This window comes from Mesorhizobium sp. WSM4307, from assembly GCF_007003945.1.
Lineage (GTDB): Bacteria > Pseudomonadota > Alphaproteobacteria > Rhizobiales > Rhizobiaceae > Mesorhizobium.
Genome location: NZ_VFTB01000003.1, coordinates 406,376 through 430,104, shown reverse-complemented (window position 1 = coordinate 430,104; position 23,729 = coordinate 406,376). Strand labels below are relative to the sequence as shown.

Sequence of the window (23,729 nt, the reverse complement as noted above, 5' to 3'; positions counted from 1 at the left end):
AGTGTGCAGCGGTTCTGGGGCAAGGACAGGCATCAAAGCAAAAACTATAGGCGGCAGTGCCTCACCTCGGAAACAGGCTGGGCAGCGGCATGTGCGCCTTGACGATCGGGGACTTCAGCACCACGAAGCTGAAATACTTGTCGATGCCGATATCCATGTCGGTCAGCCGCTCCATGATGGTCTGGTACTCGGCGATGCCGGCGGTCACGAATTTCATCAAATAGTCGTAGCCGCCCGACACGAGGTGGCATTCGATGACCTGGTCAATCTTCTCCACAACGGCGAGAAAGCGGGCGAAGTCGACCTGGCGATGGTTCTTCAAGGTGATTTCGGTGAACACGGTCAGCGTCTGGCCGAGCTTGCCGATATTGACCTGCGCGGAATAGCCTTCGATGTAGCCTTCCGACTGCAATTTCTTCACCCGCATCAAGCACGGGCTCGGCGACAGATGCACCAGATCAGCCAGTTCCACATTGGTGATGCGGCCGTTCTTCTGCAATTCGTGTAGAATCTTGATGTCGATCCGATCCAGTTTCATGGCCGTCTCCGCAGAACGCATGCCGCAGCACAAAATGCTGCCTTGCTCGTAGGCATTGACACTACCACAGCCCGTTGGCCTGTCCATACAAGTGGACAGCGCTTTGAAACGCAGTGGCTCCCGATTTCGACCGGGCTGCCGGAATAAAATTCTGCTTCAACTTCAACTGCGGCAGCGGCTGCCTGCACAACACGGTAGATTGGCGCGTCAAGGCAGAGAGACCATGCGCGCACCACTGCAGCAAATCGAGACATCTGGCGAACCGCCGCGGACCGCGGACGCGGTGGTGATCGGCGGCGGCATCGTCGGCATCTTCGCGGCCTATTATCTGGCACGGCGCGGCCTGAAGGTGGCGCTTGTCGAAAAGGGCCGCATTGGCGCCGAGCAGTCCTCGAGGAACTGGGGATGGTGCCGCCAGCAGAACCGCGACGCCCGCGAACTGCCGATGGCGACCCGAAGCCTTGAGTTGTGGGACAGCTTCGCGACGGAAAGCGGCCAAGACACCGGCTTCCGCCGCTGCGGCCTGCTCTATCTCAGCAATGACGATGCCGAACTGGCCGGCTGGGTGCGTTGGCGTGACTTCGCCAGGACGGCCGGTGTCACCACGCACATGCTCGACAGCGCCGAGGCCAGCGAGCGGGGTCGAGCCACTGGCCGGACCTGGAAGGGCGGTGTCTTCTCGCCGACCGACGGCACCGCCGATCCGTCGCGGGCCGCGCCCGCGGTCGCCCGGGCCATCCTCGAGCTCGGAAGCTCCGTGCACCAGAATTGTGCCGCGCGTGGCATCGAGACCGAGGGCGGACGCCTGAGTGGCGTGATCACCGAAAGCGGGACGATCCGGACCAAGGTGGCGGTGCTGGCCGGCGGCGCCTGGGCATCCTCCTTTTGCCGGCAGTTCGGTTTCCGCTTTCCGCAGGCGTCGATCCGCTCCTCCATTTTGTCGGTCTCGCCCGGCGCCGAGGGACTGCCGGATGCGCTGCACACGGCAAGGATTTCGGCGACACGACGCGGCGACGGCGGCTACACGCTCGCCATAAGTGGACGCGGCCGCGTGGACGTGACGCCGCAGCAGCTGCACTTCTCCTCGCAGTTCCTGCCCATGTTCCTGAAGCGGTGGCGCAGCCTCGCGCCCGGCGGCCTGCAGGGCATGTGCTCGGGCCACGAAACGCTCCGCCGCTGGCGGCTCGACCAGCCGACGCCGATGGAGCGGATGCGCATCCTCGATCCGGCCCCGGACCAGGCTACTATCCGCCTGACCCATGCCCGGGCACTCGAACTTCTGCCCGAACTTCGAAAGACCAGGATCAGCGCGGCCTGGGCCGGCTACATCGACAGCACACCGGATGGCGTGCCCGCTATCGGCGAGATTGATACCGTTCCGGGTTTCTTCCTGGCTGCCGGGTTCTCGGGACACGGCTTCGGCATCGGGCCCGGCGCCGGGCACCTCGTCGCCGATCTGATGACCGGGTCGCAACCGATCGTCGATCCGCAATCCTATGATCCCAGGCGCTTCGACACTTCGGTCTGGGGAAAGGTTGCCGACTTCTAACCCAAAGTTCCGGCACTCCGGATCGCTGTGAAACCGCATCAGCCGTCCCGCAGAAAAGCGCCGACAGGCGCCGGGCGGACAGGCGCTTGCCCGCGCAACCGGCCGACAGCACCAGGCGTGCAGCCGGTCTGCGCCGCGATGAGTTCGACGGCGACCAACTGACAATAGCGTCCCTGGCATCGCCCCATGCCGACGCGCGACAGCGATTTCACCCTGTTCGCTTCGCCGCCGCCGAAATCCACACTTTCGCGTACATCTCCGGCGGTCACGTTCTCGCAGCGGCAGACGACCGCGTCGTCGGGGAGTGCCCGCATCATCGCGGCAGGCCAGGGAAAGGCGCAAGCCATGCCAAGGACAAAGCGCTCGAGCCGCGCAAGCTCGCGCAGATCGGCCGCGGTGGAAGGCGCTGGAAATCCAAGATCGGCAAGGCACGCCGCTGCCGCCAGACGCCCTGCGATCTCCGCAGCGTCTGCTCCCAGAAGACGAGCTCCATCGCCCGCGAGATAGGTCCCGTTGCCAGCGCGCCCCATCTGGTCGGTCTTCGGCAGCCATTGCCGCCACTGTTCCTCATAGGTGAAGGCGCATCCCGCCAGGTCGGACAGATGCGTCTCCGCCCGCAGGTGCCAGCCCATGCCTATCATGTCGCAAGGAGTGCAGTGCTCCCAGCCGCTGGCGTCGCGCCAGCGCATCGCCGTGACACCTTTTTCGTCAGCCTCGATCCGCTCGAGCGTCACGCCCGCATGGTAGCGGCCGCCGAGCCTTGCTCGCAGGGCCAGACCGCGCAGCGCCACCAGCGGTCGGGCGGCAAGCTGCCAGAGCCCTCGCATCTGCTGATGCCAGGGAGAAGTGTCCAGCACCGCCGCCACATCGGCTCCAGCCTTGACGAGCTGGGCGCCGACCAGCGTCAGCAAAGGCCCCGATCCGATTAGGACGATGCGCCGCCCAAGCGCCACGCCCTGCGCCTTGAGCGCGATCTGGGCCGCGCCGAGGCTGTAGACGCCGGCGTTCTGCCAGCCCGGGACCGGAGCGACACGGTCGGACGCGCCGGTGGCAAGGATCAGGCGGTCATAGCTGACTAGCTGCACGCCGCCCTCCCCCAGCACATGCAGCCTACCCTTCTGCACGGCGATGACCGAGCTTCCCGCGCAATGGGTAAGGCGCCTCTCTTCGGCCAGCCGGTCGAAGAGCTGATGCAGCGCGCTGGCCTTCGCCGCCTCCGATCCGTAGAGTTGTTTCGCGGTGCGGGCGAATCCGGCAGGCGGACGGCGATAGATCTGCCCGCCCGCGCGCTGCCCCTCGTCGATCACCACCGGATGGAGCCCGGCCTCGACCAGCATGGCTGCGGCCCTTATGCCGGCAGGGCCAGCGCCGACTATCACGATCCGAGGCGGCGTCGTCTCGCTCATGGCCAGCTCTCCGGCGGCGTCGTGCGTAACCGCAGGCCTTCCACGATAAGGGCCGAGCACGCCCGCAGGCGTGGTCCCTCGTCCTGCCACACCCAGCAATCCTGGCAGGCTCCCATCAGGCAGAACCCGGCGCGCCACTCGGGCCCGAACTCGGATTTTCGCAATACGTGGCCTGAAGCCAGCATGGCGGTCAGCACGGTGTCGCCCGCCAATGCACTGCACATCTGCCCGTCGAGATAGAAATGCACCTGTGCCCGGTCGAACTCGGCCAGCCTGACGATACGGCCGGCGATGATCATTCCGCGGCCTCTCGCACGGGGCGCGGACGCGGCAGTTCGGGGAAGCGTTTGCAGACAGCATCGAAGGCCGCCTGGACGCCCTCCGGTCCCCAGCGCCCCTTCATGCGGCGGAAAATCTCCGTCTTGGTGAAGAACCGCCAATGGATCGGCAAACCAATTAATATGGCAGTGAGCCGGTCATAGGCGTCCGGCGTCCACTGCGCTTCGTAGCCGTCGCGCTCCGGACCGAAATGGAAGTGGCCGGCGGCCGGCTCCTGCCGCGCACGCAGTTGCCCCGTTGCCTGCTCGTCGATCTCGCCGCCACGGATGACGACGCCATAGTCGTGCTCGGCAGCTGTCGTCGAGACGTAGCCGCGCCGCACATCCTGTGCGACCCGCCAGGGTTCGCGTTGATGTGGATCGCCGCGTCCGCCGCCTCCGGCGGAGCGGATCTCAAGCACATCGCCGGGCTGCAGCACAGTGGTATCAATGTTGCCCAGCCGCCGCTCGTGCTCGGTCCCTGGATTGACGATCATGTCCGACAGGCCGGCCGCCTTGCCGCCCAGCACGCCCCAGGGACGGAAGAAGCTGCGGTCGCGGTTGCGGGCCGTGATCCTGGAATCAGGAGCGAAGACGCGGAAGGCCATCTCTGTCGCCAGCCCGCCGCGCCAACGGCCCGCGCCGCCGCTGTCCTTGGCGAGCCCATATTTCACGAATTCGACCGGGGTCTCGGTCTCGGTAATCTCGATCGGCGTGTTCTTGAGATAGGCGGCATCCGCGCCTGATCCATTGGTCCCATCGCGATGCGGCATCGCGCCGCCGCCGCCGACCACGGGGTTCACCGCCGTGATGACAGTACGGCTGGCGCGCTCGTCCGTGGTCATGACATTGACGATGCAGTTGTTGCCGGCCGGCGCCGCGGGCAGGCGCTCGGGCATCACCTGCGAGAAGGCACCGAAGATGACAGACCGCAGTCGGGCGCAAGTGAGCGAGCGCATGCCGACAGCGGCGGGATGGACCGGGTTCAGCACCGAACCTTGAGGCGTGATGCAGGTGAACGGCCGGGTCAGGCCGGTGTTGAGCAGGATCTTCGGGTTGAGTGTGTAGAGCACGTAGTAGACACCCACCAGCAGCATGGTGTGTCGCGGGTCGCCGCCGGAAGGCACGTTGAGCGAGGAGCCGAGCTGCGGATCGGAGCCGGTGAAGTCGAGCACCGCCGCATCGCCCTTGATCGTCAGCCTCAGCTTCAGCCGGCACGGATTGGCCTCGACGGAATCCTCGTCGGCATAGTCGCAGAATTCCCATGTGCCGTCGGGCATGGAACGCAGCACGTCGCGCGCCTGCGCTTCCGCCTGGTCGAGAAGCGCGGAAACGCCTTCAATGAAGCCGGTCTTGCCGAACTTTCGCACCATTGCCTGGATCTTGCGCTCGCCGGTGTTGAGCGCGCCGACCAGCGCCTTGATGTCGCCGATGTTGAGGTCGGGCTTGCGAACATTGGTGCTCATGATCCGCAGGATCGACTCGTCAAAGATGCCCTCATTCACCAGCTTCATGGGCGGAAAGCGGATGCCTTCCTGATGGATTTCAGTCAGTGCCCGGCTGAGCGAAGCCGGCACCGCACCACCCATGTCGGTGTTGTGGATATGGCCACCGGTCCAGGCGACGATGTCGCCGTCGACGAAGACCGGCTTCCACAGATGCGTGTCTGGCGCGTGCGTGGCGACGTGGCCGGAATAGGGATCGTTGGTGAAGGCGACATCTCCCGGCCGGTAGTCGTCGACCATCGCGATCGCGCGGTGATACGAAAGCCCCGGGTACCAGGTGGCACCAAGCTCCATCGGCACGGCGAAGGTCGCGCCTGAACGGTCCATCAGCATCACCGTGAAATCCTGCGTCTCCTTGACGAAAGCGGAGTGCGCGGTGCGATGCAGCGTGTGCGCCATGTTCTCGGCGGCCGCGCGGGCATGGTTCGCCAGAACCTGTAGGTTTGTCCGGTCAAACATGGCGTTACTCCGCGAAGGTCAGCAGAAGGTTGAGATGGCGGTCGACCCTTGCCTGCGCTCCGGCAGGAATGGCGAAGGTGGTGTCTTCCTGAACGACCACGGCAGGCCCGTGGAACGTGCTGCCCGGCACGAGGGTCTGCCGGTTGTGGAGGTCGACGGTCTCGACGCTCGCGCCCGTGTAGACGGGAAGACGGCGCGCCGGGATTGCCGGAGCGTTGATCTCGTCGGTCTCCGGGAGGGAGAGCTTCGGCCCCGCGCCCACTGCGGACAGCCGGACGTTCACGAGCTCGATCTCGCCATCAACGTCGTGGAAGTCGTAGAGCTGCTGATGGGTGAGATGGAAGGCCTGCGCGATGGCGACCGCATCACCATCTGCCAACCATTGCGGCGACAGGACAACCTCGATCTCATAGCTCTGCCCGACATAGCGCATGTCGCAGGAGAAAGTGAGGTCCGCGGCCGCGTCGTGCCCCTGCGCCGCAAGCCAGTCGCGTCCCTCTTGCGCCAGCGCCTCGAAGGCCTCGCGAATTCCGGCGAGCGACACGCCCGAGAGCGGGGTGAAGATGGTGCGAATGAAATCCCCGCGCAAATCCGCCACCAGTCCGCCGAGCGCCGACACCACGCCGGGGCGGCGCGGCGCCATCACGCGCTTCATACCGAGTTCGCGGGCAAGAAAAGCGCCGAGCATCGGCCCGCCGCCGCCGAAAGGCATCAGCGTGAAGTCGCGCAAGTCGACGCCGGCGCGCGAGGCGAGCTTCTCGACCTCGACGAACATCTCCGACACCGCGATATCGAGGATCGCCTGCGCGGTCTGCTCGATGGGGCGGCCGAGCCGGGTGGCAAGCTCGCCGACCGCGCGATGCGCCAGGCTGGTATCGATTCTGAGCTGGCCATAGGCCATCTCGCTGTGACCGAGCCATCCGCACACCACCATGGCGTCCGTCACCGTCGGCCTCTCGCCGCCACGGGCGTAGCAGGCCGGTCCCGGCGCCGAACCGGCCGATTCCGGTCCAACCCGTAGCACCCCCTGCGCATCGACACTGGCGATCGAGCCGCCGCCGACACCGATCGAGCTGACCGACACGGAGGGGATATGGAGAGGAAATTCGCCGATCAGCTCGCCGGTGCCGAACTGCGCCTCGCCGCCGATAATGAGCGCGAAGTCGGCCGAGGTGCCGCCGATGTCGAGTGTAAGAATCTTGTCTTCGCCTGCCTGACGCGCCAGCCACGCGGCGCCGATGACACCGGAGGCCGTTCCCGACAAAAGCATATTCACGCAGGCGCGCTTGCCCTCGGCAGCGTTCATCAATCCGCCGTTCGACTTCGTCAGCATCGGACGGGCCGGCACGCCGCGACTTTTCAACCGCTGTTCCAGCGCCGTCAGATAGCCGGAGACGCGCGGATGGACATAGCCGTTGAGGATGGCGGTCGAGCTGCGCTCGTATTCGCGGATGACCGGCCAGACCTCGGCCGAGGAGAAGACGAAGAGGTCGGGCTCAAGACGCGCTATCGTCGCCTTCACTGAAACTTCGTGGGCGGCATTGCGCCAGGAATGGAGGAAGGACACGACAATGCCTTGCGCCCCGTTTGCTTTTGCCACTGCCACCGCCCTTTCCACCGCCGCCATGTCGGGCGCCCGGGATTCGCTCCCATCGGCACGCATGCGGGCCGGGATGCCGAAAACCATGTCGCGCGAGATCAGCGGATCCGGCCGCGCGCAGAACAGCGAATACATGTCCGGCATACGCAGCCGCGCCAGTTCGATGACGTCCTCGAAGCCGGCATTGGTGAACAGCGCGAGCGGCGCGCCCTTGCGCTGGATGATCGTGTTGATGCCAACCGTCGTACCGTGCACGAAGCGCGTCATACGGGCAGGATCAAAGCCTTCGCGTTCGGCCAGAAGCGTGAGGCCCGTCATCAGCTCGGCGCCCGGATCCTCCGGCGTCGTCAGCACTTTCAGCGAGGCGACGCGACCGGAGCGGGCTTCCAGCGCGCAGAAATCAATGAATGTGCCGCCGATATCGACGCCGACCTTCCAGTCGGTTTCGTTCCGCGCCTCGTTGGCCGTGATGACACCATCCATGATGCGTCCCTTCCTGTCAGCCAACCAAAGCTGACACGACAGGATTGCCAGGGTCCAAGACGTATGACGAGGAACGATATAAGTCTTGCTTATGCCCTGGCACCGCCCAGCACGACGGAGCAGGCGGTGCGGATCTGGTCGCGCATCATCTCATCGGCCCGCGAGAGAGCCCGTGTGCGCGACGTGAGCAGCGCGATCGGAAATTCCGGCCCATTCGCGAGCGGCCTGACGGCAAGCCCGGCAAACTGGTGCCAGGGCAGCAGCGCGTCGACCAGGGCGACACCCAGGCCGGCCTGGACGAAGCCGACCGCCGAGATGGAGACGTCGATCTCGAGCGACGGCGAAAGCGCCACACCTTGCGCGCGGGCCGCGTGGGCCAACTCGTCGGCGGGGCGGGTGTTTCCGCGATAGGATATCAACTCTTCCCCGGCGAGATCGGCGAGGCTCAACTCGGTTTTCCCGGCCAATTCATGCCCGGCGGGCAGCAGGCAGGCGAAGCCGACGCTGCCGATCACCTCCGCATCGATATCGGGAGGCAGCCGGTCGTCCAAGGCCACGCCGAGGCTGGCATCGCCGGCACGCAACATGTCGACGATTGCGGCGATCGGCGCGCTGTGGGAACGCAGCAAAATATCGGGATGCTGCGCCCGGAAGCTGGTGAATGCGCGCGGCAAGATAGCCATGGCCGGCGGCGGCGAGGCCGCGACCCGCACCAGCCCCGTCCGGCCCAAACGTAGGTCGGTGGTCTTGCGGCGCAAGCCCTCCAGCCCCGCCGACAGCCTCTCGGCATCGGCGAAGATCTCGAGTGCCTCCGGGGTCGGCCGCAGCCGGCCCTTCACCCGCTCGAACAGCGTGAAGCCGAGTTCGTCCTCGGTGTGGAGCAGGATCTGGCTGAGCGCGGGCTGGGAGATGTTCAGCATCCGCGCCGCGGCGGTCACGGTGCCCGCGCGCATGACGGCGATGAACACTTCGAGCTGACGGGCACGCATTGCCACTCCATAGGCTAAGCTTATGGCTGTTGTCCAAACGCATCTTTGACGCAATCAAGCGGTGCCGACAAGATCGGCGCCTTCAGGGATTGTCCGCTCCGCGCTGGATGAGGATGACATTTGGTCGAATAGCCATCATCCAGCTCTTTGTTGGAGCATGATCTCTGGACAAACGGAAACCGTTTGTCCGAGAAAGCCGGTTCCCACTTTTCGGGATCATGCTCTAGGGAATAACCATGGATGTGATCGTGCTGGGCGGCGGACTGATGGGGACGGCTTCGGCCTATTTCCTCGCCCGGCGCGGCGCGCGCGTGACGCTGATCGAGCGCAATCGGGTCGGCACCGGAGCGACAGTCGCCTCCTTCGGCAACATCCGGCGCACGGGACGCCATCTGTCCCAGCTTCCACTCGCCCACCGCTCGCTCCGACTGTGGGGCGAAGCCGAAAGGATGCTTGGCCGCGACGTCGAGTTCCGCGCCACCGGTCATGTCCGGCTGATCTTCGATGAAGGAAGCCTTGCCGACATGCGGGCCTATGCCCAAGCCGCGCAGCCCTGGGGCCTCGACCTGGAAGAACTCGGCCCACGCGAGATTAGCGCCCGCTTTCCCGGCCTCGGCGCCGACGCGATCGCCGCGTCATTCTCTGCGCATGACGGCAGCGGCAATCCACGGCTGATAGCGCCGGCCTTTGCCGCAGCGGCCCGCAAACTGGGGGCGCAAATCATCGAGGGAGCCGAGGTCGGGAAGATCACCTATACGGGCTCCGGTTTCCTTGTCACCAGTTCGATGGGCACATTCGCCTCCGAGTGCCTGCTCAACACCGCCGGAGCCTGGGGCGCGCGCATCGCCGCTGGGTTCGGCGAAGAAGTCCCGCTTGACGCCCGCGGTCCGCAAATGGGCGTGACCGAACCGCTGCCGCATCGGATCCTGCCGGTGGTCGGCATCTGGACGCGCGACAAAGACCATGGCGCCTATCTACGCCAGGTCGAACGGGGCAACATCGTCTTCGGCGGAGCGGCCGAACGGGTGGCGGTGGACCTCGATCCGGGTCATGCCAGCGCCGACCCCATGCGCCTGCCGACGCAGTTGCGGGCAGTGGCGCGGCTGCTGCCGGCGATCGCAAAGGTCGCGGTCATCCGCACCTGGTCCGGCTGCGAGGGCTATGTCAGGGACATGCAGCCGGTGATGGGACGCTCGGCGACGACGCCAGGGCTATTCCACGCCTTCGGCTTCAGTGGGCACGGCTTCCAGCTCGGCCCCGGCGTTGGCGACGCCATGGCCGAACTCATTGTGACCGACCGCTGCGAAACGCCGCTCGATGATCTCAGGATCGATCGCTTCAACCACCGCCTGAATTGACGAGAGCGTCTTTGCCCGATCTACGTCACGTTCCGGTGTCGTTCCTTTCCGACCCACCGATTTGCACGCCTTAGTACGTCAAAACCCTCCGCGAGACAGTCCGGCATTTACTTCAGACGCTGCAACCTGTCAGCTCAGTCGGACCGTTGGAAAGGAAACGCAGAACCGTCGGGGGCACTTGATGCGTAATGAAGAACGGAGAGCGGGAAGAGTCGCCATTTTTTATTGTCACGGTATCGCGGCACACAGTCAGCTCTATTGGACGGTTCAGTCCGCAGCCTTATCACTAAACGGCCGAGATGGGGCCGGGTATCCGACTGGCAGCTTCAGGGGGAAGACCATGCGAGAAAGCGGACATTATCACCGACGCCACGGAGGTGAGTTTAGGGCCCCCCCTGGGCGCTTGCAGGAATCCATTCGACCGCCCATGGCGGGCATGAAGCAGTGCAACCACGTCAGCAGGCGGCGATGACCAACGCGGGAGAATAGCCTGCAATCTCCCCGTTGCCAGATCATCAGCCACATCCCACGCGCTTCGTACCATGATCCCAAGCCCGGCAACCGCTTCACACTTTCCTGGAATTGCTCTGGTGCTCGGTTCCCGGAGCCTTTTGCCGACGAGACCTGACCGCCTCCAGAAGTTCGCGCTCGCTGGTGTGCGCATTTCGAAAAATGGCCACAACCATCACCGCCAAGATTTCTGCGTCCGGGTCCAAAGGGTCGAGATTCTCATCCGCGCAGACCTGATCGAACACGCGCTCGCAATTAGCCAGGTCGAGGGGGCTCAGGCAGGTGTGATTGAAACGCCGACGCAGCATCTGTGCGAACCTTTCAGGGCCTGCCCCCGTGCTTGGCGGCGGGCTTTTACTGATAAACCGCTGACGTGATGGAATCCTTACGTGATAATATCGCCCACAGTGTATTGGAATAAGTTTATCTGCCGCCTGATGATTCCTCTGTTAAGAGTCCCAAAATCAGCGCACACTCACGAGCTTTATACTGACCAGCAATCATAAGCTGGTAGTAATCTTGCCGCTTGTGTTCCGGGACATGAAATCCTCGCCGAAAATCCGCCGCCTCTTTCGCGGTTCGAGTGCAGCCGAGTTTACTGGCGGTGACTTTCAAACTCGCCAGTGAGCATCCGATCTTTTCCGCAATAACTTTCAACGGCTCGTTGTTGCCATATCCATCAAGAATTATCTTGCGGCGAGCCTCACTGTTGAGCTTTGCGTTCATGTCGGTAGCCTCCTCGACTAATATTTCACCATGCCAGAATCTATACGCATCGAGTCGAAGAGTGTCGTTATCTTCGCATCCAGAAACTTATCTCGGAATGCATTTCTTGCTGCGATCCAGCGTGATCGCCGTTTTTTGTCGACTTGGGTTCCGCAGTCTTGCCAGATGCCTGACGTACACCACATGATTGTGGGGGGCATGGGCATACCCGATTCGGATATGGCACCACGCGATGGACACTAAAAGGCAAGACGAGGCCCCTGCGCGGCAGCTGCGGGACCTTGATCGGCGTCGTTGGCCGCGCGAAGGTCCACCTCACAATGAGGCTGCTCCGCCGCTCGGGCCGGCGCTCGAACCTTTGTCCTTTTCAACGCTCGAACTGGCGCCAGAGGATCAATTCGCCGCATGGCAAGCGCATATGACACCGCTTGTCGAGGTCAGGTTGCCGGATGACAAATTGCCGGACGATGGCTTTCCCGCCGACCACACGGCTTGGAATCTCGGCGGCATGCTGATCGTTCAACAGCGCGCGCCGGCACATAGCTACATGCGTTCCGCCGCGAAGCTCCGATCCAGTTCGATCGATCACTGGTATATCGTCTTGCCACGTACTGGCCGGTCGTGGACGGAGGTGGATCGCCGCGTTGCGGAAAACCTGTCGGGCAAATTGGAGATCAGATCGCTTGGCTATCCGTTTCGCGGGAGGGTAACGGACTCGGAAAGTCTCTTTCTCTATCTGCCGCGTGATTTGTTCTCTGATGCGGCGTCAACCCTCGACGCAAAGAACAATTCAATTCTGTCCGGCAACTTTGCCGACCTCTTGGTCGACTACGTCAATAGCGTCGAAGCAAGACTGCGCAGTCTGACGGCTGAAGATCTGCCCCGCATCGTACACGCAGCGCGCAGCATGATCATTGCCTGCCTCGCGCCTCCGACGGAACATGCTGCGGCCGCTGAACAATTGGCGAGTGTCGCGCTGATGGAGCGAGCGCGTCGATACGTCCAAAACAATCTGGATGCGGCTCATCTGACGCCGGATTCAATGTGCCGGGCTCTCGGCGTATCACGCTCCCGTCTCTATCAATTGTTCGAACCGAGCGGTGGTGTTCTTCATTACATACAAAGCCGCCGCCTTCTGGCAGCCCATGTTGCGCTTAGCGATCCGGCGGACAGCCGGCGGATTGTTGATATTGCCGAGGCCTTCGGGTTCAGTTCAGCGGCTAATTTCAGCCGAGCATTCAGCAAGGAATTCGGTTACAGCCCCCGCGAAGGCCGCAGTACTGTGGTGTTGCCGCGCCCCGCCCACTCTGTTTCGCTTGCTGAACACGAGAAGGCCTCTTCCTTCGAAGGCTGGCTCAAAGCGCTCGGACACTGAGTACAGGATCGGCGATGGTTGAGGTGGGGCGGGCTCAAGACAGGGGCGGGGAAGGCCACGCCGCCTCATGGACCAGAATATTTCGTGCTGCGTCCACCACGTCATCAATCATATAGCCAATTCCCGATTTATTAACCAACCGGACTGTTCATCGTTATCGCCGCCAATCACAGCGGAGCATGCATTGCAACTAAGCCGCATGCGGAACTTGTTAGGACTGCGAGTTGAAACTTTGCCAAGCTTGACAGTTATGCTATTTCTGGACTGGGGGATGTGGATTCGCATTGCCTATGGAGGTGGCTCTTGTACCCAGAGGCATCAGGCGTCGGCACAGAGAGTGAGGGGCCTTCCTCGAGCGATGGTCCTCGTGCCGGCGAAGGGCTTCTCGCCGACCTTTTGGCGAACACGACCGAACTTTTGTCGTTCTATGACCGCGACTTCCAACTGACGCACCACGCGGCTGTGCTCAAAGGCATGTATGGAGGCGCCGTGGCGCCCGGCGCTGCCATCTGGGAGATCTACCCGAGCTTCCTCGATTCGAGGTTTCGCGACGAATTTCTTCGGGTGTTCCAGGGCGGCACTCCGGCAAACATCGACCTGCCGGGATCACCGGGCAAGGCGCCCCGATCCGTTTTCGTCTTCGGCACTGCGAATGGTGTGGGAATCATCGAATCAAGGGGGCGCGGCGGGCGGAGCGCCGCGGAGGAGCAAGAGCATGTAACTCTGCTCCACCAGGCGACGCACGACGTGCTGACCGGGCTGCAGAACCGACGGCGATTCGGCGACCGGCTGCAACTTGCACTGGCGGCCGTCGGCGGAGCAAAACCCAAGGCTGCCCTGCTGCAAATCGACCTTGACGATTTCAAAGCAGTCAACGACACGCTCGGCCATGGAGCGGGCGACACGCTTCTCCAGCTCGCGGCGGGTCGTATCCGCGACGCGCTGCAGGACGGCGAATCCGCGTACCGGTATGCCGGCGATGAATTCGCCGTCATCCAACTGGGAAAGGACCAGCCCGCGGAAGCCGAGCGCCTTGCGGGATCGCTGGTCGACGCGTTCAAGGAGCCGTTCGTCATCAACGGCATTTCCGTCTTCGTCGGCTCGAGTATCGGAATTGCTTTCGGGCCGGAGCACGGGACCGATGGCGAGCAGCTGATGAAAGCCGCCGACATTGCTCTTTACGCAGCCAAGACGGATGGCCGCGGCTGCGCTCGAACGTTCAACCGTTCGATGCTGCTCTTGCTCGAGCAGCGCGAGAATCTGAGGCGCAGGCTTCGAACCGCGCTGGAACGGGACGAACTTTATCTGGAGTATCAGCCGCTCATTCGGTCTCCCGCGTCGGTGACCGGTTTCGAAGCGCTGCTCCGGTGGCGGCACCCGGAGATCGGGATCATTCCACCCAGCGTGTTCATACCGATCGCCGAGGCCGACGGCCTGATGGACGAGATCGGACGATGGGTGCTCGAGGAAGCCTGTCGCCAGGCATTGACGTGGCCCTCCTCGCTGACAGTCGCAGTGAACCTGTCGCCGGCCCAGTTCCTTAGCGGTTCGCTGACGGATACAGTCGCTCAGATCATCGATGCGGTTGGAATCCGAGCAGACCGGCTTGAACTCGAGATAACCGAGACGGTCCTCCTCGAGAAGACGATCGACAATATCGACACGTTAAATACCCTGAACGTCTTGGGAATACGAATATCGCTCGACGATTTTGGAACATACTATTCTTCGTTGAGCTATCTAAAGAACTTTCCTTTCGACACATTGAAGATAGATCAGTACTTCATTGCCGACCTGGATACCGATCTCAAAAGCCAAACAATCGTGCGATCGATCATAAATCTGGCGCACGGCCTGGGAATAAGCGTCACAGCCGAGGGGGTCGAGACGTCGGCACAGGCCCGGTGGCTGATCAAGGAGAATTGCGATAGCCTGCAAGGTAATTTCCTGGGACGGCCGCTCGGAGCCGAGGCAACCGGCAATTTCATCAGACGGTCCCCGTTGAGGGTGGTACGAACGATGGAGGAAGCAAATCGGGCGGTTTAGCGCCTTGCACCCTTTGTTAACCTTGAAGTGGAGATTTGTGGAAGCGATCGAGGCGGATACCGCGCAATTCATCGAGTCGGTGCAAGAGTGACTTAATCACGGCGCGCGGCGAAATTTTAGCCCCGCGGGCTCGGTACTGATGGAACAAGGGGAGGATGCCGATGGAACCTGTTCATCATGAGGCTGGCGAGCCGACTTTTGCGCCCATGATCCAGATCGAGATGGAAATCAAAACGTTCGTCTCCGCATGGAGACACTGCGATTATGTCTCGACATACATGGCCCGGATGATCAGTCAAAACAGGTCCGACTCGGTCCGGCATTCAAATCTCTTTTCCTCTGCCTTCAACGAATTGCTGGAAGTCGCGTTTCGTAGCCGCCATGGCGACGGCGAGCTGGCATGTAGGGTGTCCCGCCATGGCGCGACGGACAGGATCGAGTTGACATTCCCCTGTGTCCCGGAGGAGCGCCAATTCTACGAAGAAGCCATGTCGCAAGCCACGGGAACCGAGGCCAGGGAGCGCTACCTCAATTCCGTGTCCGGGGATCTTGCGCCCAGTCGGGAGATCGTGCTCCTGGAACTGGCTGTCGACTACAATGCGATACTCAGGGTCGAGGAAGCCGACGGGAATGCTATCAGGCTCGTCGTGGATCTTCCGCTCGAGGGCCTGCGACATTGAGCCCTTACGACCTTCTCCCACGCTTCAAGGCGCAATACGACGCCAACAACCAGGAGTTCTCCATATCGGGAGTGGTCCGGCCTCAGGCGATCGATGAGCTTGGGCCCAGTATAGCATTGCTTCGTGGCGCGATCGACCGCGTGCGCGGCGTTCTCTACGTCAATGTCAGACGTCTCACGCAGATGAATAACGCTGCATTTCATGCCTTTTCAAGGATCATCATTGACGCTTGCCGCGCTCGACCCGATCTCAAATTCGTGGTCATCACGTCAAGCGTCGTCGGATGGACCTCGCGAAAATTCGGTCGCTTGAGCGGCATCGAACCGAACATAACGATCGAGGAATATGACAGCGAATTCTATCCGGGACAGGGCTTCCTCGAGGAGGGCGGGTTCGTACCAATCCTGCGCTCACAGACAAAGATGACCTGGCGCCACGAGCGCGCAATCTTGCCCCGACACGGCATGAGGCAGGGGATCGTCATGGCCGACATCTGTTGCGGGATCGGTGATTTCGCCGTGCTCGTGCAGAAGGAATTCCAGCCAGCGCGGATCGTCGCCCTCGACCACTCCAAATCGAGCCTGGATTATGCTCGACAGGTGATGCGGGAGTTCGATATCCGGGGCATCGAATATACCTATGGCGATGCGTCCGAGATGCTGCTCGACGAAGCGCAGTTCGACCTGGTGACCTGCCGGCATTCCCTTCAGATCTTCAATCGGCCTGAACTCATCCTCAAGGAGCTCTACCGCATATGCAAGCCGGGCGGTCGGGTCTACATCACCAACGAGAAGAATTCGCATTGCCTCGGCGAGCCGCGCGCCGAAAGCATTCGCTGGACCTACAACGAGGTGGCGAAGCTGTTCGGGCATTTCGAGATGGACGTCGAGCTTGGGCCCAAGAGCCGGCGCTATCTCATGGAAGCCGGATTCGAAGACATCCGTGTCGAGACCTTCATGGTCACTAACCTGGACGGCGATCCGCAGGATTTCGCTGATATCATTGCGGCCTGGGCGGATGTCTATGCGGGCGAGATGGCGACCAGACGCGGCGACGGACCAGAGTTCGTCGCACGGTTCCGGCAGGGCTTCCAGGACCACATTTTCGCAGCGCTCCACCCCAAGGGTTACGCGGGTTGGCCGATCTGGGTCGCATCGGGGCGACGGCCGCAATGAAAGCCGACAATGAGCCCGCCCCGCGCTTCGGCCTGCGCTCCTTTCGGGCAAAATTCGTATTGGTCGTTGGCGGCGCCGTATTGTTCGACCTCCTGCTGAGCGGTGGCCTGGCGCTTTGGAACGTTCAGAAGCTGTCGCGCGATGCCACATCGGAAGTCGGTGAGGGCCTGACGACCGCAAACCAGGAATACATTCGATCCTATGCCGAATCGACGGCGTTGAGCGTCGACCTGCTGCTCGATCGGGTTCATGGGGACGTCAAGGCGCTGGCCGGTGTGCTGCAGGCCCAGATCGACGATCCGAGCAGGCAGCAACAGGTTGGAGCGACGCTGTCGCATGAGGCGCCCGGCTCCGTGAAGGTCGTCTACGACGCGCGGGGCGATTGGGCGCAGAATCTGCCGGGCGCGCCTTCGGTGGTAAGCGTTTGGGGCTACCTGCTGGGTGCCGACCACACTCCGCTGCCGGGCGTTCAGAAGGAAATAGACGACAGCACCGTGATCGATCTCGTCGCGCCGACTCTCATGGCCAGCGGGTCGTCCAAACTGCAGATGTACTATATTGGTCCAAAAGAACGGCCGATCTTCAGGACAGTGCCGTATACGAACCAGGCACAGACCTTCGACCGGCTCTATCCAGGCCACAACAAGTCGGAATTCTGGGAGTTCTTTTTTCCGGGGATCTATGGGTCATGGCAGCAGTGGGCCAGGGATCCGGCGTCGCGTCCGGTCCCTGACGACATTACCCAGACTGCGCCTTACACCGATGCAATCACGGGAAAGCTGATCGTCAGCTTTTTCCAGCCGCTGTGGACGCGCGATCGCTCCGGTATCGCCGGTACGGCGGGAGCAGACATCACTCTCGACCAGCTCGCGGAAGTCGTCGAAAGGGTGAAGATCGCCGAAACCGGGTTCGGCTTCCTCACGATGTCGACTGGCAACGTGGTGGCGATCAATCCGTCGGGCCAGGCGATCATCGGCCTGACTTCATCGAGCGACGCGGGCACGCAAGGCGTCACCGGCCTGGAGAGGTCTTTGCGGGGAAGTGTGCAGCCGGCAATCGCGTCACTGCCTCTCGACCAGAACAATGACGGCGTCATTCAGCATATCATGCTCGACAACAAGGGCGAGCGCGTACCCTACATCGTCGTCCTCAAGAGATTGAAGCCGACCAACCTGTGGAGTTCGGGACCGATCAAGTCCGAAACGATGTCGGTCGGGATCGTCGTCCCCGAACGGGAAATCTATGCGTCCTTGTTCGCGGCGCAGGTGAGTATTTCGCGCGCAACCAATCGTATCCTGCTCTTTCAGATCGGTGCGATCATCGTTTCGCTTCTGATTGTTTTCGCGGCTGTGCTCGGAATTTCGAAGCGGATCACCGCCGGCCTCAGGGCGCTTGCCGGTGCCGCCCAGCGGCTCCAGACCAAGGACTATTCAGTCCGCGTGAGCATTCCGACGCGTGACGAGGTTGGAGCGGCGGGGATCGCTTTCAACCGGATGGCTGAGCAGATCAGCTTTCACACCGAAAACCTCGAGCAACTCGTCGACGAACGCACCAGGGAGCTCGGGGACGCCAATCAGGAGATTTCCGCACTCAACGAAAAGCTACGGGACGAGAACGTCCGCCTCGGCGCCGAGCTCGCGGTTGCCAGGCAGATCCAGATGATGGTCCTGCCGAAACCATTCGAACTCGAAGCGATTCCGGGACTGGAGATCGCAGCCTACATGCGGCCGGCCGACGAGGTCGGCGGTGACTACTACGACGTCCTGCAGAATGGGTCACGGGTCAAGATCGGCATCGGCGACGTGACCGGTCATGGTCTCGAAAGCGGCGTTTTGATGCTGATGGTCCAATCCGTTGCACGCGCGCTGCAGGAGACCAACGAGCGGAATCCGCACCAGTTCCTGGACCGGCTGAACAGAGCGATCTACAAGAACATCGAGCGGACGAAGACCGATAAGCATCTCTCGCTGGCCTTCCTCGACTTCGAGGATGAGCGCGTAACGCTATCCGGTCAGCATGAGGACGTGCTCATCGTGCGCGCTGACGGGGAAGTCGAACGCATCGATACGCTTGATCTGGGTCTGCCGGTTGGCCTTGAGAATGACATCTCGAAGTTCATCGACACGCGTGACATCCCGTTCGAGAGTGGCGACGTGATCGTGCTGCACACCGATGGTGTGACCGAGGCGGAGGATCAGGACAAAAGGCTGTTCGGGTTCGAGCGCCTCTGCCAGAGCGCACGAAAACGTCAGGGCGAGAGCGCCGAGGAAATCAAAACCGGGATCGTCGAGGATCTGATGGCCCATATCGGAATCCAGAAGATCCACGACGACATCACCCTCGTGATCATAAGGCACACCTAGGCAATGACAACGCTGTTCGGGACCCCTGACGTTGCAATCGGAATGATGGAAAGCGTCAGTCGCGTGCGGCTGTTCGACGGACCTCTCGACTTGAGCTGGCGTCATTGTGCCACGACGTCGGACTTCATCGCCGATCTTTTCGCTTTGCGCTTTCAGGCGTCCCGCAATGACTACAGAGAAGTGCGGCACTCCATCGGATATCTGGTCAACGAGCTCATCGAAAATGCCGTCAAGTTCCGCGCGCCGGGTGAGATCGTGATCGAGACGTCGATGGATTCGGAGTGCTTCAAGATCAAGGTGTCGAATGACGTCGACGGTGAAAACGCGTCCGGGTTCCAAAGCCTCCTGGCGGACATCACGGTTGGCGACCCCAGGGACCTGCTGATACAGCGAATTGAAGCGAATGCTGCGAACCCCGACGTGTCAGGCTCCGGACTCGGATTGCTGACGTTGATGAGCGACTATGGCGCACGCCTGGCCTGGATATTCAGCCCGGCCGACGAAAGCGATCGGATTTGTCTGGAGACATACGCCTCCATTCCGATCTCGCAAACGCACAACTAGAAGAAACGAACCAGGCCATGGAAATCAAGACAGACGACTACCGCGTGTGGATTGAAGGAAGCGATATTTTTTTCGACGGCGCCATGCGGCTCGCGAGTTCCGAGGCCGGTGCGCCCATCACGGCTTTGGCGACCAGCGTCCTTGCCTCAAATCCCGCTTCCATTACGCTCAATCTGAAGGACCTTCACTTTCTCAACTCTTCCGGCATCAACCTGCTGGCGAAATTCACCATCGAGGTGCGCAAACATCCCGATGTTCGGCTCGTCGTGCGTGGAACGCCCGACATACCCTGGCAATCGAAATCATTGCCGAACCTGAAGAAGCTGCATCCCGCCCTGGTGCTTTTGATGGACTAAGGTCGCCCGAAATCAGCCTACGACGCACCGAGTGAGATATGTACTCCATGACAAGTATTTGGATGCGAAGGTAACGACAATTCGGCCTGGTGCGCAGATGCTGGCAATTGCCCGGCGGGGGCTCGGCACAGGCGGCAGGCGTCCATGTTGGGGGGATGTCGGGCTGCCTGTGCCGATTAGCCGCCGCTGCGCGATCAAAGGTGGCGTCATTGAGTAAGCGTGCCAAGGTGACCGGCGGCCGGCTGGAGTTCATTCCGCCGCAGATCCCGACTCGGGTCGAGGAGCCGCCCCGAGACGAGGGATGGGTTCACGAGGTCAATCTCGATGGCTACCGCACGCAGATCATCATCGATAAAGGCAGCGTGCGCCTTTACAGCAAGAACGGCCGTGACTGGACCACCAAATATTGGCCCATCGCGCTGGCTGTCGAGCTGCCATGCCGGGCCGCCATTATCGACGGCGATGTCATTGTGCCAGACGAGCAGAGCGCTCACGATTACCCTTCGCTGGAAGCCGCGATCTGGAACGAACCGAACCGGCTCGCGTTCGTCGCGTTCGACATCCTCCATCTGGACGGTCGCAATCTAGTCTCCTTGCCCCTGCTGCAGCGCAAGCAGGCGCTATGGCAACTGGTTGAGCACGGCCTCGGCAAGATCCAGTACAGCGAGCATTTCGAGAGCAGTGCGCCAGCGATCTTTCGCGCCATCGAGAATGTGGGGCTCAAGAGCATCATCTCGAAGCGCGCCGACAGCAGCTACACGAGCGGACCGTCGAACACATGGTTGAAGGCCAAATACTTCGAGGAGGCCGATTTCTGAGCATCGACGACGCTTCTGGCGCAACCGCGGCCTCAGCGCCGGCACCAGCAATGTCCTCGAGCAGGAGGTCGTGCGCGAGAAGCAAGCAGTTCAAACCTACGCCGCTTTCTGCTTGAATACTTTCGACATCCCGCTGGAGCACCACCCCATCTCAAACGATGCTTTCGCCCCCTTGCGGCAACGCTTCCTTGCCCGATGCGCCGATCAGCTCGGGCAGCTGAAGGTCATCGCATGTGAGGGCGGTCCTTTGCCCCGCGGGGCGGGCGGTCCGCTGGTCAGGATAGCGCACTCGCTGGCGGGTGCGGCGGGGACATTCGGCTTTCCGGATATCGGCGCGCGGGCGTCGGCGCTGGAAACGCTGCTAATCGAACAGCCGGATGAAGGAGCCGCCCAAGCCGCGCTCGATGCGCTCATCGCGGAGATTGAGCAAACGCTGAAATGAAGCGGGCGTTATTTCTTCGCACCGGACAGGCCAGTCCTGGTCATTTCGCCCCAGCTCTGGTCGGCCCGCAGATATTGCCACCAGCCCTTCACGCGCCAGAAATTGTTGAGCTGGCGGTAGCCGAAATTCTCGATCACCGCCACCGCCGTCAGCACCGCCAGGTCCCTGGCGCGCGGAAAACGCTGCAGCTCGGCCTCTTCGAGGACCAGTGAGCACACGCTGACGCAGACGCCATAGGTGAAGATGAGCGAGGTGAAGGCCAGCAGATACTCGGTCGACAGGATGCCGAGCAGCCAGAATGCCGGGATCAGGATGTAGCCCAGCACCTCCGCTACCGGCCCTAGCACATCGACAATCAATATGTGGCCGAAGCCCAGGAATCCGACGCGGCCATAGCGCGGGTTGAAGAGCATGGCGCGGTGGCGGAAGAAGCACTCGAGCGCGCCGCGCTGCCAGCGCGTGCGCTGCCGTGCGAGCACGCTCAGTGTTTCCGGCGCCTCGGTCCAGCACACCGGCTCCGGAATGAACTGGATGCGGTATTTGCGCCCGGCATCTCTCATGTGGCGGTGCAGCTTGATGACGAGGTCGAGGTCCTCGCCCATCGAGCCCATGGTGAAGCCGCCCACCGCCACCACCTCCGTGCGGCGGAACATGCCGAAGGCGCCGGACACCAGCATCAGCGTGTTGATGTGGCTCCAGGCCAGCCGGGCCATGAGAAAGGCCCTTAGATATTCGACGACCTGGAGCAACGGCAGCAAGCGGTTGGGCAGGTGGATCTCGCGCACCCTGCCGGCTTCGATCCTCGATCCGTTGGCGATGCGGATCGTGCCGCCGACGGCGATGGTGCGCTCGGGGTCGTCGATGAAGGGCTGGGCGGCGCGCATCAGCGCATCGGGCTCGAGGATGGAATCGCCGTCGATCACGCAGAAAAGCGGCGCGCGGCAGACATTGATGCCGGCATTCTGGGCATCGGCCTTGCCGCCGTTTTCCTTGTCGACCACGAACAGCCGCTCGGTCATTGGCGAGGAATAGAGGCCGCGGATCGGCTTGTGCGCCAGCGCCTCCTCATAAGGCCGATGGAATTTCACCAGCTTGAAGGCCCCGATCAGGCGCTGCAGCGTCTGGTCCTTTGAGCCGTCGTTGATGACGATCACCTCGAAATTTGGATACTCGAGCGCCAGCATCGAATGGACGCTCTCGACCACGTTCAATTCCTCATTATAGGCGGGTACGAGGAGCGCGATCGGCGGCGCGACATCGCCATAGCGGTGCCACAGCAGCGCCGAGCGCGCGACCGGCGGGCGCTTGGAAAGCGCGTAGGCGGCAATAATGAGTTGCAACAGATAGATCGCCGTCTGCGCCAGCCCCGCCCCGATGATGAACCAGGACAAGATGGAAGCGGCCAGAACGATCTCGTGGCTCCAGTCGGACATCATGCGGCCGGCCCCTCGGCAAGGATGAGCGAGGCGGTGCGCTGGCTGCGCGAGACCTCGCTCGCAGCGATGTCGCGCAGCAGCCGTTCTCCCGGCTGGCCAAACGAGCGCAGGGCGTTGGCGGCGGCATAGCGCACGGTCCACGCCTCATCGTCCATCAGCGCGGAGAGCGGCGCGGCGAGCCCGGTGAGCCCGAGGCGCCCGGCGGCATCGGCGGCGGCGGCGCGCACGTCCCAGTCGCCATTGGCCATCGCGCTTGCCAGGATGGCAGGCGCCTCGGCGTGCCCGGTGAGGCCCAGCGCGCGCAGCGCCGCGGCGGCGACCTCGGGCGATTGATCACTGGTGGCGCGGGCGAAGAAATCGGCGAAATGGAACCCGGCGGCACGAGCCAGCGCGTCGATCGCGGCCGCCCGGATGAAGGGCACCGCGTCGGTACGCGCGGCATGATCCCTAAGCTCCTCGAAGCGCGCCGGCGGAAAGCGCCTGAACAACTCGATCAGGCGCCGCGAGCGCTGTCCCACCACGCCGACCTTGCCCAGTGCGATATCGAGCGGCGGCAGGCTGCCGAGATCGCAGAGCGCGATGGCGGCGGCGATCCTCACCTCGCGCGAACGGTCACGGTCGAGCGCCGAAAGCAGGCTCGCCACCGCGTTTTCCGAACGCAGCGCCGCAAGCATCTCGGCCGCGTGGATGCGCTCGGCGCCGTTGCCTTTTTCCAGCTGGCTGCCGACAAGCGCCGGCAGGCCGCATTCGTTGAAGGCGGCAAGGACGTCGTCATACTCCTCGCCGCGAAGCAGCGAAATGAACTCGAAGCCGGCATTGATCGCCACGCCCGCCGGCACCGCGAGCACCACCACCTTCAAGGCCTCGCGGTCCCGGTTTTCGGTGAAGGCGATCAGTGCTGTGTGAAGCTGGCGCCGCTGATCGATCTGCGCCCTGCCTCGGCGTTCCTGCAGCACCCGCCGGACGATCAGGAACAGCATGATCACCAGGGAAAGGGCGCTGAGCAAAATGGAAAGATCCCAGACGTACCACAT

At 62.5% G+C, this 23,729-nt stretch carries 21 protein-coding genes and 1 pseudogene; 11 read left to right on the top strand and 11 right to left on the bottom strand.

Annotation, left to right across the window (positions count from 1 at the left end):
- Positions 1 to 61: 61 nt before the first annotated feature.
- The gene (locus FJV83_RS09100; protein WP_038644676.1) at positions 62 to 538 is read right to left on the bottom strand and encodes an Lrp/AsnC family transcriptional regulator; all 477 of its coding nucleotides are present in this window, start codon (positions 536 to 538) and stop codon (positions 62 to 64) included.
- 223 nt (positions 539 to 761) lie between these two features.
- Here FJV83_RS09100 and FJV83_RS09095 point away from each other — a divergent pair, with 223 nt between their 5' ends.
- Positions 762 to 2,087, top strand: coding sequence for an FAD-binding oxidoreductase (locus tag FJV83_RS09095; protein WP_142887218.1), 1,326 nt, complete (start codon positions 762 to 764; stop codon positions 2,085 to 2,087).
- A gap of 38 nt (positions 2,088 to 2,125) precedes the next feature.
- Here FJV83_RS09095 and FJV83_RS09090 read toward each other — a convergent pair whose 3' ends face one another.
- From FJV83_RS09090 to FJV83_RS09070, 5 genes are all read right to left on the bottom strand, one after another.
- Positions 2,126 to 3,493 (bottom strand): FAD/NAD(P)-binding oxidoreductase, encoded by a 1,368-nt coding sequence (locus tag FJV83_RS09090; protein WP_142887219.1) that lies wholly within the window; start codon positions 3,491 to 3,493, stop codon positions 2,126 to 2,128.
- A complete protein-coding gene (locus tag FJV83_RS09085; RefSeq protein ID WP_142887220.1) occupies positions 3,490 to 3,792 on the bottom strand; it encodes a (2Fe-2S)-binding protein in 303 nt (100 codons plus the stop codon). Before FJV83_RS09085 ends, FJV83_RS09090 begins: the two co-directional genes overlap by 4 nt.
- Positions 3,789 to 5,774: a hydantoinase B/oxoprolinase family protein gene (locus tag FJV83_RS09080; protein WP_142887221.1), complete on the bottom strand. Its 1,986-nt coding sequence runs from the start codon at positions 5,772 to 5,774 to the stop codon at positions 3,789 to 3,791. Before FJV83_RS09080 ends, FJV83_RS09085 begins: the two co-directional genes overlap by 4 nt.
- 4 nt (positions 5,775 to 5,778) lie before the next feature.
- Positions 5,779 to 7,857: a hydantoinase/oxoprolinase family protein gene (locus FJV83_RS09075; protein ID WP_142887222.1), complete on the bottom strand. Its 2,079-nt coding sequence runs from the start codon at positions 7,855 to 7,857 to the stop codon at positions 5,779 to 5,781.
- Between the two features lie 89 nt (positions 7,858 to 7,946).
- Positions 7,947 to 8,846 (bottom strand): LysR family transcriptional regulator, encoded by a 900-nt coding sequence (locus FJV83_RS09070; RefSeq protein WP_095790431.1) that lies wholly within the window; start codon positions 8,844 to 8,846, stop codon positions 7,947 to 7,949.
- 236 nt (positions 8,847 to 9,082) lie between these two features.
- Here FJV83_RS09070 and FJV83_RS09065 point away from each other — a divergent pair, with 236 nt between their 5' ends.
- On the top strand, positions 9,083 to 10,204 hold the full coding sequence (locus FJV83_RS09065; protein ID WP_142876676.1) for an FAD-binding oxidoreductase: 1,122 nt from the start codon (positions 9,083 to 9,085) through the stop codon (positions 10,202 to 10,204).
- A 418-nt stretch (positions 10,205 to 10,622) separates the two neighbouring features.
- On the opposite strand, the pseudogene FJV83_RS36920 reads toward FJV83_RS09065, so the two are convergent.
- The 3 genes and pseudogenes from FJV83_RS36920 to FJV83_RS09055 form a co-directional block, all read right to left on the bottom strand.
- Positions 10,623 to 10,769, bottom strand: a pseudogene (locus FJV83_RS36920) (LysR family transcriptional regulator); the annotation flags it as partial.
- A 1-nt stretch (position 10,770) separates the two neighbouring features.
- Positions 10,771 to 11,022, bottom strand: a complete 252-nt coding sequence (locus tag FJV83_RS36375; protein ID WP_095775973.1) for a hypothetical protein — start codon at positions 11,020 to 11,022, stop codon at positions 10,771 to 10,773.
- A 115-nt stretch (positions 11,023 to 11,137) separates the two neighbouring features.
- On the bottom strand, positions 11,138 to 11,440 hold the full coding sequence (locus tag FJV83_RS09055; protein ID WP_142876677.1) for a hypothetical protein: 303 nt from the start codon (positions 11,438 to 11,440) through the stop codon (positions 11,138 to 11,140).
- Between the two features lie 232 nt (positions 11,441 to 11,672).
- On the opposite strand from FJV83_RS09055, the gene FJV83_RS09050 reads away from it, so the two are divergent.
- The 9 genes from FJV83_RS09050 to FJV83_RS09010 all read left to right on the top strand — a co-directional run bounded on the left by FJV83_RS09050 (position 11,673) and on the right by FJV83_RS09010 (position 21,259).
- A complete protein-coding gene (locus tag FJV83_RS09050; RefSeq protein WP_095775974.1) occupies positions 11,673 to 12,815 on the top strand; it encodes a helix-turn-helix domain-containing protein in 1,143 nt (380 codons plus the stop codon).
- Between the two features lie 396 nt (positions 12,816 to 13,211).
- Positions 13,212 to 14,861 (top strand): EAL domain-containing protein, encoded by a 1,650-nt coding sequence (locus tag FJV83_RS09045; protein WP_142887227.1) that lies wholly within the window; start codon positions 13,212 to 13,214, stop codon positions 14,859 to 14,861.
- Positions 14,862 to 15,022: 161 nt separating this feature from the next.
- On the top strand, positions 15,023 to 15,541 hold the full coding sequence (locus FJV83_RS09040) for a ubiquinone biosynthesis methyltransferase UbiE (protein ID WP_142885922.1): 519 nt from the start codon (positions 15,023 to 15,025) through the stop codon (positions 15,539 to 15,541).
- A complete protein-coding gene (locus tag FJV83_RS09035) occupies positions 15,538 to 16,716 on the top strand; it encodes a class I SAM-dependent methyltransferase (RefSeq protein ID WP_142885923.1) in 1,179 nt (392 codons plus the stop codon). The genes FJV83_RS09040 and FJV83_RS09035 overlap by 4 nt, the downstream gene beginning before the upstream one ends.
- Positions 16,713 to 19,079 carry a SpoIIE family protein phosphatase gene (locus FJV83_RS09030; protein ID WP_142885924.1) on the top strand — a complete coding sequence of 789 codons (2,367 nt, stop codon included), beginning with the start codon at positions 16,713 to 16,715 and terminating at the stop codon, positions 19,077 to 19,079. Before FJV83_RS09035 ends, FJV83_RS09030 begins: the two co-directional genes overlap by 4 nt.
- A gap of 3 nt (positions 19,080 to 19,082) precedes the next feature.
- The gene (locus FJV83_RS09025; protein ID WP_185973379.1) at positions 19,083 to 19,643 is read left to right on the top strand and encodes an ATP-binding protein; all 561 of its coding nucleotides are present in this window, start codon (positions 19,083 to 19,085) and stop codon (positions 19,641 to 19,643) included.
- 17 nt (positions 19,644 to 19,660) lie between these two features.
- Positions 19,661 to 19,999: a hypothetical protein gene (locus FJV83_RS09020; RefSeq protein ID WP_095775874.1), complete on the top strand. Its 339-nt coding sequence runs from the start codon at positions 19,661 to 19,663 to the stop codon at positions 19,997 to 19,999.
- A 155-nt stretch (positions 20,000 to 20,154) separates the two neighbouring features.
- Positions 20,155 to 20,817 carry a DNA ligase gene (locus FJV83_RS09015; RefSeq protein WP_246691834.1) on the top strand — a complete coding sequence of 221 codons (663 nt, stop codon included), beginning with the start codon at positions 20,155 to 20,157 and terminating at the stop codon, positions 20,815 to 20,817.
- A 70-nt stretch (positions 20,818 to 20,887) separates the two neighbouring features.
- Positions 20,888 to 21,259 carry an Hpt domain-containing protein gene (locus FJV83_RS09010; RefSeq protein ID WP_142885925.1) on the top strand — a complete coding sequence of 124 codons (372 nt, stop codon included), beginning with the start codon at positions 20,888 to 20,890 and terminating at the stop codon, positions 21,257 to 21,259.
- 8 nt (positions 21,260 to 21,267) lie between these two features.
- Here the strand turns inward: FJV83_RS09010 and FJV83_RS09005 are convergent, their stop codons facing one another.
- Both FJV83_RS09005 and FJV83_RS09000 read right to left on the bottom strand, forming a co-directional pair.
- Positions 21,268 to 22,695: a glycosyltransferase family 2 protein gene (locus FJV83_RS09005; protein ID WP_185973380.1), complete on the bottom strand. Its 1,428-nt coding sequence runs from the start codon at positions 22,693 to 22,695 to the stop codon at positions 21,268 to 21,270.
- The gene (locus FJV83_RS09000) at positions 22,692 to 23,729 is read right to left on the bottom strand and encodes a HEAT repeat domain-containing protein (protein WP_142885926.1); all 1,038 of its coding nucleotides are present in this window, start codon (positions 23,727 to 23,729) and stop codon (positions 22,692 to 22,694) included. The genes FJV83_RS09005 and FJV83_RS09000 overlap by 4 nt, the downstream gene beginning before the upstream one ends.